At 64.6% G+C, this 6,805-nt stretch carries 7 protein-coding genes; 1 reads left to right on the top strand and 6 read right to left on the bottom strand.

All coding sequences use genetic code 11. The annotated features are described in order from the left end of the window. The 4 genes from AC5RVV_RS16930 to AC5RVV_RS16915 all read right to left on the bottom strand — a co-directional run. A partial coding sequence (locus tag AC5RVV_RS16930; protein WP_494002549.1) for a 2-hydroxyacyl-CoA lyase occupies window positions 1-1,737 on the bottom strand: 1,737 nt, incomplete at its 3' end. Window positions 1,738-2,535: 798 nt separating this feature from the next. Continuing rightward, window positions 2,536-3,210 (bottom strand): GntR family transcriptional regulator, encoded by a 675-nt coding sequence (locus tag AC5RVV_RS16925; RefSeq protein ID WP_494002548.1) that lies wholly within the window; start codon window positions 3,208-3,210, stop codon window positions 2,536-2,538. Window positions 3,211-3,776: 566 nt separating this feature from the next. Further along, window positions 3,777-5,030: an IS701 family transposase gene (locus AC5RVV_RS16920; protein WP_493986716.1), complete on the bottom strand. Its 1,254-nt coding sequence runs from the start codon at window positions 5,028-5,030 to the stop codon at window positions 3,777-3,779. Between the two features lie 35 nt (window positions 5,031-5,065). Continuing rightward, on the bottom strand, window positions 5,066-5,428 hold the full coding sequence (locus tag AC5RVV_RS16915) for a hypothetical protein (RefSeq protein WP_493986458.1): 363 nt from the start codon (window positions 5,426-5,428) through the stop codon (window positions 5,066-5,068). On the opposite strand from AC5RVV_RS16915, the gene AC5RVV_RS16910 reads away from it, so the two are divergent. Continuing rightward, window positions 5,367-5,507 (top strand): hypothetical protein, encoded by a 141-nt coding sequence (locus AC5RVV_RS16910; RefSeq protein WP_493986459.1) that lies wholly within the window; start codon window positions 5,367-5,369, stop codon window positions 5,505-5,507. The two genes, AC5RVV_RS16915 and AC5RVV_RS16910, sit on opposite strands and share 62 nt — an antisense overlap. 153 nt (window positions 5,508-5,660) lie before the next feature. Here AC5RVV_RS16910 and AC5RVV_RS16905 read toward each other — a convergent pair whose 3' ends face one another. Both AC5RVV_RS16905 and AC5RVV_RS16900 read right to left on the bottom strand, forming a co-directional pair. Next, window positions 5,661-6,437, bottom strand: coding sequence for a tyrosine-protein phosphatase (locus AC5RVV_RS16905; protein WP_493986451.1), 777 nt, complete (start codon window positions 6,435-6,437; stop codon window positions 5,661-5,663). Further along, on the bottom strand, window positions 6,437-6,805 hold a 369-nt coding region (locus AC5RVV_RS16900; protein ID WP_494002547.1), incomplete at its 5' end, for a phosphotransferase. The genes AC5RVV_RS16905 and AC5RVV_RS16900, both read right to left, overlap by 1 nt.

Below are 6,805 nucleotides of genomic sequence, written 5' to 3'. Positions count from 1 at the left end.
CATCTGGGTCTTGGTCTCGGTGCGCCGGGCGATCTCGCGGTCGTCCCACGGAGTGAGGGCTTGATACTCGGGGACGAACCCGAGGCCCTTGCCGCCGTCTGGGGAGACCGCCTCGCGGGTGACGTCGACGTGCACCACGGCGGGCGCGTTCTCCAGCGCCTTGCGCAGGGCGGGCACGAGGTCCTCGGGGTCCTGGACACGGATGCCAAAGGCGCCAAGCCCCTCGGCCATCTTCGCGTAGTCGGCGGCGCCGAGCTCGGTGCCTGCAACCAAACCGTAGTTCTCCTGCTGGTCGTAGCGCTCGATATTCCAGGCCTGGTTGTCGGCGACCACGAAGACCGCCTTGGCACCGTGGCGGACGGCGGTGTTCACCTCCATCGCGTTGAGTCCGTAGGCGCCGTCGCCGTTGACCGACACCACCGGCCGATCGGGGAACTCCAGCGCTGCAGCGACTGCGTACGGCACCCCCACCCCCAGGCACCCCAGGGAACCGGGGTCGAGGTAGGTGCTGGGCTGCAGCCCGAGCCGAGCGAAGCTGAGCAGATCTCCCCCATCGGCGACCAGTACCGGGTCCTCCAGCTCGAGCTGATGGAGGGCGTCGAAGATTCGGTTGGGGTGCATCCGGCTATCGGAGCCGTCATCCGCAGTAGCCAGGGACTCACGGTAGCGGGCAGACCGCTCCTCGTGCCCGCGGCGCAGTTCGTCCCGCCAGGCTGGGTTGGGCCGGTGACCGGTCTCAACGAGCAACTCTGTGAGTTCCTGGAGTGTCCTGGCGACATCGGCGAGCACCTCGACCTGACCGCGTCGGTTGTCGCTGAGCTCGACGCTGGTATCGGCGATTCGGATGAACCGAGCCTGCGGGAAGACCGCCGGCGAGCCGTAACCGAGCTGGTAATCAAGCTGACGTCCGAGGGTGATCACCACGTCAGCCTCGCTCATCACGCGTGAGCGCATTGAGCCGACGTACGCCGGGTGATCAGTGTTGAGTAGGCCCCGGCTCTCCTGTGTGTCCAGGTAGGCGGCGCCGGTGGCGTCCAGGAAGCCGGGCAGTATCTCCCGGGATTCGCGGGCGCCGCGGCCGGTTATAACCGCGACCCGTTTCGCCCCAGAGAGTCCGCTGACCAGGGCCTGCAGCGTCTCCCGATCTGCACGGGTACGGCTCTTCTCGACCCTGGCTACGTGTTCAGGCAGCACCACCCCGGCCGGCACCTCGGCACGCAACACCGCGGGAGGCACCTCAAGGTATACCGGACCTGGGCCAGCGAGGTCGCCGAGCGCCACGGAGTACGCCTCCGAGAACTCGCGCAGCACCTGCGCCGGTTCGCGGAGGGTGCGGGCACGACGGGTGAGCGGGGTCAACATGCCCACGTGGTCAATGTCCTGCAGCGCGCCCATGTTCGCCTGCGGACCCGGGGCGCAGCCACCGATGACCAGAACAGGGGCGCGTGCGATCGAGGCGTTCGCGATGGGGGTAACCGTGTTAGTCACTCCCGGGCCAGCGGTTACCAAGGCGATGCCGGGACGGCCGGTTAGCTCCGCCTGTGCCTGAGCCATGTGCACCGCGGCCGCCTCGTGGCGAACGTCAATAATTTGCACTCCTCTACGGGCCAGCTGGTCCCACACGGGCTGGATATGACCGCCCTGCAAGCCGAAGACGCGGCGGACGCCGTTCGCAACGAGGAAATCAGCAATCAGGGCGGCGACTGAAGCAGGTGACAATGGGACTGGAATGCTCATGGTTCTCCTCGGTGATGTGTGTCACGTTGTCGTCACACGATAGCATTCTGAATACAGAATTCAATAGCTTTTCGAGGGTGAAGAGGCCTGCCGGTTTTATCGTGCTTAGTCTTATTGAGCGATCCGCCGATGGCGTGGCAGCCAGTTTGCCCCGTTTAGCGGGTCTCATACGCCCGGTAGCGGTAGCCTGACTACGGGATCGGATCATGGCGGTGGACGTCGACCGGGCTGTTGGTCAGACAAGCGAGCTGGATTTTGGCGTCGGCCATGGGGCCAGCGAGCCAGCAGTAGTGGGGCTGCCGGGAGGGTTTGAGCCCGCGGCGCTCAGTGAGACCGGATGCTGTCGGCTGCGAGCTCTTTCAGGAGCCGTAGAGAGTCTTTTTTCACGGCAGGTTCGCCTGCGACAGATAGGCCGTTGCGCGGCGCAGGACCTCATTCTCCTGCTCGAGTCAGCTTTTTCACGCCTCAGAGAACTCAGTGTTCTCGACGGCGGTTGTCCTGGGTTGAGCCCATACTCGGCGTCGGCTTGGTACATCCCGCTGCAAAGCCAGAACTCAGCCATGCGAAGTCGGCAGCGATCTGCTTTATCGTTCCCCGGCTCGCTGTGGGGCACCGTTAACCACGTCGCGGATCTCCTTGGGATACTGACTCGGGGACGCTATAGATCCTTCCCTTGACACCTCTCAGCGCAGAGTCCGCTCCGGAGCCATAGGACATTCGAGACCTGCAGATCAAGAACGCTGGATCTACGAGCCTCAGTCCGGGCGCTCTCAGCGATCCGGAGATCAGAGTCAAGAATCAGGCAGTGGACTTCGCCGCCGCTAGGTTCTCAAGCATCATCGTGCGGCCATGCTCAACATGGTGGCGGGCGCGCTCCGCCGCCGCCTCAGCGTCACCGGACAGTACGGCGCCGACGATCTGCTCGTGTTCCTCCCACACCCAGGACGGCACGCCACCACGGGCGAGCACCTCGGTCATCACCCGCCTGATGCTCTGGCTAAGCAAGACGGCGGTGTCGATGAGGAAAGGGTTGCCGGTGAGCTCATAGAAATATGTGTGGAAGTCGGCATCGGCTGTCACGAGATCAGCGAAGTTCCGGGTCGTTGCGGCGGCCTTGCCACGCTGCATGATGTCAGCAAGTTCCACACGCATATCGCGCGCGCTGGCCTTCGTGGACGAGAGCCGGACTGCGTGGACGTCGAGGAGTTCCCGCATGTCGTAGAGGTGGTTCACGTACGCGGCGTCCATCGGGACCACCTCGAGCCCCCGCTTGCCGGCCTCCCGCACCAAGCCATGCCGCTTCAGGAGTACAAACGCATGCTGAACGGGCTGGCGGGAAACCCCGTACCGTGCGGCGATGGCCTCCTGACGCAGTTGCTCACCACCACCGATCACGCCACTGCAAATGTCGTCGATGATGAGCTCATAGACCTGCTCGGCTAGCGGCGGCGCAGTTGCGACGCGTGGCTTCATCGGCTCCTCCTATGTATTCTGAATGTCAATCATACTCACGGCGGTGATCGGTGCTGGTCTTTAGCTGGCCGCTTCACCGTGAGGATGTGTACTCAAACCTGGCAAAGCTGTGGGCGTACTGTGAGGACTTGATGCCCAGTGGCTCCGGGGGACTGAAGTGGATGCCGGGGAACAGCACGGGGATACGCAGTAAGGTTCCTGCGACTGGACGGTCCCCGAGATCAGATTTTTCTTCCCTTCGGTGCGGTAGTCATGACGGTGATTGTGGTGATGGGATTCATCAGGTTGCGGAAGACCAAGGCCCCGGAGGCAGTCATGGGCAAGAACGGCGATAAGCCATCTGCCCAATAGCTCGGACGCCATGCCTCACAACGGACGCGACATAAGAAATCCGCCCATACCTGTACTAGGCAACAAGATGTCAGCCGTCTTGACGAAGGACCGGCTCTATATAGGCTACTTGCTAGTAGTACTTTGTTAGGTCGGTGGTGCGTGTTGGCAGTAGGGGCAGCGGCTAAGCAGTTGGACGAGGTGTTCCTGGAGTGCTTTGAGGACCTCGTACAGGCTTAGGCTGCCCCCGTCTCTTTTGGGGTGGCAAGGCGTTTGCGGGTGATGAAGAGGTGGGCGGCCGAGACCAGGGTGGCGTGGTGGTGGAATCCGGTGAAGGATCGCCCCTCGAAGTGGGAGAGTCCGAGCCCGGTCTTCAGTTCGCGGTAGTCGTGCTCGATGCGCCAGCGGATCTTCGCGAGCCTGACCAGGGTTTTCAGCGGGGTGTCGGCGGGCAGGTCCGAGAGCCAGTAGTCGGTGGGCTCGGGCTCGCGGGACGGCCATTCGGCGATCAGCCAGACCGCGGGCAGCGAACCGTCCTCCGCGCGGGGGATGTGCCGGTTGGCGGGCCGGACCCTGAGGGCGAGGAAACGGGATTTCATGGCCGCGGTCCTGTTGCCGCCGGTGGCCCTGGTGCCGTGCCGCCAGGTGACCCGGTGCAGTTCGCGGCGTCCTGCGGCCAGGGCCAGGTCGCGCAGGGTCGGGGCCTGCTGCCGGTAGCGCGGGACGCTCGGACGGCCCCGCCCGCCGCCGGATGCCAGGCGTTCGGGCGCGGCGCCGGCCGGATAGGCCGTGTTGCCTGCCTTGACCGCCATCACCCACGGGATCGAGCGGGCGGTCAGTGCGGCCCGGAAATGCGTGTTGTCCCCGTAGCCGGCGTCGGCGACCGCGACCGGGCAGGTGCGCCCCCAGAGCGCGAGCTCGTCGATCATCTCCAGGGCGAGCTCCCACTTGGGCCGGTGCCGCACGTTTTCCGGGATCCGCGCCTTCGCCCGGCGGGCGGCGACCGCCTCGGCCTCCGCGTTGGTCTCGGCCCGGGTGTCGTCCCAGGACTCGGGCACGAACAGGCGCCAGTTCACCGGGCACGAAGCCGCGTCGGTGGCCATGTGCACGGTCGCGGCGACCTGGCAGTTGCCGACCTTGCCCAGCGTTCCCGAGTACTGCCGGGCCACGCAGGCCGAGGCGGTCCCGTCCTTCCTGAACCCGGTATCGTCGATGACCCACGCCTCAGGCCCGATGGCCTCCTCAGCCAGGGCCGCCAGGCGGCGGCGGACCGGCTCGACCGCCCACGGCGAGGACGAGACGAACTGCTGCAGCTGCTGGTGGTCGACATCCAGCCGACCGGCCATCGGCTGCATCGACTTCCGCCGGCCCTCCAGCATCAGCCCCTGCAGGTACAGGCGGCCCTTCGCGCGCTGGTCCTTCCGGCCCAGCGACGCGAAGACCTCCTCGGCAAAGTCCTCCAGCTCGATCCGCAGCCCCGTCCCGTTCATCTCCACAACAGGAAATTAACAGGACCGCCGGCGGATTAAAAGACCCTCGCCGGAAAACCTAACAAAGTACTACTAGTGCGCGTCGTACTGACGGTACATGAACGAAGTCTCCTTGGCCTTCTTCGGACCGACGAGATCCGACAGGATGCTGGCCGCGAAACCGCAGCCGATCGCCCACCCAGCGACCATCGCAACGATGGGCTTCGGCGTGCGACGCATCTGCACGTGCAGTTCCGTGACGTCGAACCGCCAGTGGCTTCCCCGTCCAGCCCGAGTCGCCGCGCACGCGCTGGTCCCCGCCCGAACAGAAGGGCCTCGTCACACTCACCGGTCAGGATGATCACGCCGACCGACTCATCGTCCCCCGCCATCGTCAGCGCCCGCGCGATCTCCCAGATCGTCTGCTGCCGGAAGGCGTTGTGGACCTCGGGCCGGCTGATCGTGATCTTGGCAATCACGTCCTCGCACACCTCATGACGCGTGTCGGTCCAGTTGCCATCCGCGACCTATTCAGTCATGGTCCTCACCGTAAACCCGACCTCCAGCGGCAAGGGGTCCCCATCCAGTGGCGGACCGAGGGAGTCTCGGACACGCGCAGACGCGCCACGAACCCATCCTTCACTGGTCGAATCATGGCTCCAGCATCACCTCGCGAAGACGCTCGAGCTCGACCGGGCTCACGCCCAAGCGCATCTCCAAGTATCCGTTCACGGATCCGTAGTCCTGGTCGAGTTTCTCGAGAGTCACCTTCAAGAAGTACGGGTCGGCGCCCAGCATCAACGCCCGCGCGTAGTCGGGGAGTTCGCCGAACCGGTCCGACATGTCGTCCGACAACATCCGGACGACGGCGCGGTTGGTACCCAACCCTCTGTCGCTGCTGACATAGTCAGCCACGATCGTCTCCCGGGGAACACCGAGGCTGGACAGAAGGAGCGCGGACACGACTCCCGTCCGGTCCTTTCCGGCCGAACAGTTCACCACGACCGGATCCTCCGTATCGAGAAGGACGCGGAACAGCTGCCGATATTCGGGAGCGAAAGCGATGGGCAACGCGTTGTAGAACTTCTTCCATCCTTCGCGCCATTCGTTCTCCGGCGCGTCGTTCAAGGTAAGGATCGACTGAGCGACATCACTGGGGCTTTGCTTGTCCGAAACGATGTAGCGCACACCCTCAAGATCAGGTGCCGGGTTCGCCTCACGTTCCGAGGCCGCCCGGAGGTCGACAACGGCGCGGACTCCTAGTCGCCGGATTGCTTCGCGGCCGGCCGGGGTCAAGCGGTCGAGGCTATTGGAGCGAAAGGCCCGTCCGCGACGAACATGACGGCCGTCAACGGTACGGTGGCCACCCAGGTCGCGGAAGTTGCTCACACCGTCCAGGACGATCGGTGTCATTTGGTCGTTGGTCACTATCGCACTCCGTTCTGAAGACTCCTCGAGTCTGTCTGTTGATAATCTTCGATCGCACGGATGCCGTCGCGTCGGAACCGTGCTGAAAACTCGTATCCCAGGGGCAATTGTCGGACGTTGACGTAACCCTCCAGGAAGCGCGCCGCCGCCTTGTTTGTCGTGCAGGCGTTGCGAAACGCAATGAACACCTTGTAGAAGGCGATCTGCTGCTCAGTCGCGTCGACGCCACCGTGCCGCCGGTAGTGCTCCATCCACTGGTCCCAAGTCATGTATTCCGTCACCACGTCCTGGACGTACGCGAGATCCTCGGCCGGGTCCCCCAGATGGGCAGTCTCCCAGTCCAGGAGCGCCGTGGGACGGTCGTCCTT

It is taken from the genome of Arthrobacter sp. MDT2-34-1, assembly GCF_059091365.1.
Note: the sequence above shows the minus strand (reverse complement) of the source record. Positions and strands in the feature narration are given on the sequence as shown.

Bases quoted from the DNA above. Each gene is read 5' to 3' on its own strand.
- AC5RVV_RS16920 (WP_493986716.1), bottom strand. From the start codon at position 5,030: ATGAACGGGACGGGGCTGCGGATCGAGCTGGAGGACTTTGCCGAGGAG.
- AC5RVV_RS16910 (WP_493986459.1), top strand. From the start codon at position 5,367: ATGATCACGCCGACCGACTCATCGTCCCCCGCCATCGTCAGCGCCCGC.
- AC5RVV_RS16925 (WP_494002548.1), bottom strand. From the start codon at position 3,210: ATGAAGCCACGCGTCGCAACTGCGCCGCCGCTAGCCGAGCAGGTCTAT.